Genomic DNA, 2,492 nt, shown 5'->3' with positions numbered 1-2,492 from the left:
TGTTCGGGATAGTCAGGATGTAGAAACACGGCGGCATAGTTGCCCACCCCCAGACAGCGCCAAGGCTCCGGCACCCGATGAACCACCACAGGATGATGCGGATCGATGCTTTCGAGGTGCAACTCTGGCAGCAGGTCTTGGCGAACGCCTTGCACCAGCGCCTGAATGGGGTCACGCATAGGGAGTGGTGAAATCGCGGTCACAGCGCGGCTCTCAGGCTCAATTATGACAAGACGCGGGGCCATGGCTACTCCCCCTCACCCTAAACTTCCCTATCGGGAAGGTGGGGGGACGTCTATTCTCGATGCCCCCATGGCCTTCCTGTCGATTCAAGACCTCTGCCGACCCCGTGGATTCAGTGCCCATCCTAGCCATCGCACGACGCCGATGAGTCCTGCCGAACAGCAGCGCCGACTCCTGACCATTCTTCAACAGGCCCAGTTGGGCTTAGACTATCAGCCCATCCTCGAACAACACCCTGACCTTCAGCCTCTCGTTGAGCAAATCCAAACCCTGACGCCCGCCGCCTTAACGACCCCGACCCGACACCTGCGCCTCCAGCGGCCCCTTCAAGCCCCGCTCATCCTAGACGGGGTCACGCACTGGATTCAGGCCACCGTCAACCTGGGCTACCGACGGGGCCTGCCCAAGCTGATGGATTGGGCCATACGCAAGCCTAGACCCAGCCGAGCCGATGCGCTCAAGCTCTGGGTCGCAGCGGAGCATTTCCACCAAACCGAAGGGCTGAACCTCAACCAGATTAAGCTCGTCATCGTCGCGCTCAGCGTTAGCCATCCACCCCAGTCCCTCGTCATGCGCTGGAACCGTCAGCGCCACCACCAAACCCAGACCTGGATCATCCAGCAGTTGAAGGGCGAAAGCGAACCCCGATTCACACCCCCCTTAGATCCCACCCTCGCCGCCTACCTCGACATCCGCACAATGCCTGAAGTTGCGATTTAACCCACCCCCTTACCCCAACAAAACCCATGACTCAATCCCATGGCTGGCTGCTGCCTGAACTGCTGCGGCTTGATTCGACCTACCAAGGTCGCTACGAACTGTGGCACCAGACCAAAACCCAGCCCCACCTCACCCTAGACACCCTCGCCCGCCCTGAACCCATCCCCTTCCTCAAGCCGGGAGATGCCGGATTTGATAAACCCTTGACCATGCTCAAAGCCTGCTTCAGAGCCGTTGGTGGTGAAAGCCAGAAACCCGGAATGCGGGAGGTGAGCTATCTGGCCAAGTGGATGTTATTTAGCCTCGGACATCCCTACCAGCCTAGTCCTCCCACGATGGAGACCCGCACGGCAGGAACGCGGCGAAAGAGGCTGGAGAACGAGTTCGACTTGAGTCAACTAATTCGGTTTCCGAGTGACTATTTCGGCCACCTCTTAGCCCATAGCCAATATGGCCAGCGGCACACCCGCTTTTATCCCACCCTGCAACCTGTTGCGGCACTGATGGCCGAACTGGGACATCAGGTGGATCACGGTGCGAAGCCCATGCGAATCTTGGACCCCTGCCTAGGCACAGGCCGACTGGCTCTAGAAGCCTCGAATTACGCACGGGCCTTAGTGGGTTGGGAACGAGACCGACCGTTGCTAGAGGTCGCCCTCGCCAACTTCATGCTCTATGCCCCAGACTTTGCCTTACCCATTCCAGGGCTGGGGGGCCAATTGGTCTGGGGCGATGCCCTGGAGCGTCAAGGCACCGTCATCGTCGGACACCGGGCGCAACCTGAACCGTGGCCTGCCCTGGCCCCACCGCCCAAACCAACCCGGAGACCTAAACCCCATGCTTCAGACCCAAACACCACCCAACTCACTATCTTCTGACCCCACCGATTGGCTCGCCCTGTTTGCCGAATGCGATGGTCAGCGCACCTCCCTCGCCTCGCCCCCGGCCTTGGCGCTCAGAACTCTCGCCATCCTCAACCCTCCCTTTGGAAAACAGACCCTTCAGCGCGAGATGGCCCAAACCTATGAACTAGGGCACCACTGGCGCAAATCAAAAGCAGATGCTGAGGCCAGCCCAAATTCAGATTGGCGGCGAACAGGTCAAGTCAAACCCTCCACCCAACTCGAAACATTGTTCCTAGAACTAGCCCTCCGCAGCCTCGCCCCCGGTGAAGTAATGGTGGCCCTGGTGCCCAATGACATGCTGGCCGATAGGGGAAGCGGTGCGGCTCGACATTGGTTGATGAACGAAGCCCAGCTTTGGGCCAGCATCCAACTCCCGAAAGAAGTGTGGCAAGCCGAATGCAAGACGGGCATCACCACCAGCATCGTCGTCTTTCAAAAGTCCCAGGAGCCGATGGACGATTACAACATTTTCATGGCGGTGGCTAAACAGTGCGGATTCAATAGTCGCGGCAAGCCCATTCCTGACAGCGACTTGGACGCGATTGCTGAAGAATTCAGAGGCTTCTGCCAATCGTCCCTTCCAAAAAATAGGACGGGCTACGCTGCCCTAACCCATGCTGGCTA

3 protein-coding genes are annotated in these 2,492 nt (G+C 59.0%); all 3 read left to right on the top strand.

Translation table 11 applies throughout. The features are described from left to right. Positions 1 to 243 precede the first annotated feature (243 nt). Positions 244 to 963, top strand: a complete 720-nt coding sequence (locus tag H6G62_RS26740) for a hypothetical protein (protein WP_190500833.1) — start codon at positions 244 to 246, stop codon at positions 961 to 963. A 26-nt stretch (positions 964 to 989) separates the two neighbouring features. Then, positions 990 to 1,841 carry a hypothetical protein gene (locus H6G62_RS26735; protein ID WP_190500831.1) on the top strand — a complete coding sequence of 284 codons (852 nt, stop codon included), beginning with the start codon at positions 990 to 992 and terminating at the stop codon, positions 1,839 to 1,841. Continuing rightward, the coding region (locus tag H6G62_RS26730) for an N-6 DNA methylase (RefSeq protein WP_190500829.1) at positions 1,801 to 2,492 on the top strand (692 nt) is incomplete at its 3' end. The genes H6G62_RS26735 and H6G62_RS26730, both read left to right, overlap by 41 nt.

The sequence above is a fragment of the Phormidium sp. FACHB-1136 genome, assembly GCF_014697375.1.
In the GTDB taxonomy this organism is placed as follows: Bacteria; Cyanobacteriota; Cyanobacteriia; order Phormidesmidales; family Phormidesmidaceae; genus Nodosilinea.
The sequence above is the reverse complement of the archived record's forward strand: the minus strand, read 5'-3'. Positions and strand labels throughout refer to the sequence as shown.

Coding starts and splice junctions, on each gene's coding strand:
- H6G62_RS26735 (WP_190500831.1), top strand. CDS start 990: ATGACTCAATCCCATGGCTGGCTGCTGCCTGAACTGCTGCGGCTTGAT.
- H6G62_RS26740 (WP_190500833.1), top strand. CDS start 244: ATGGCTACTCCCCCTCACCCTAAACTTCCCTATCGGGAAGGTGGGGGG.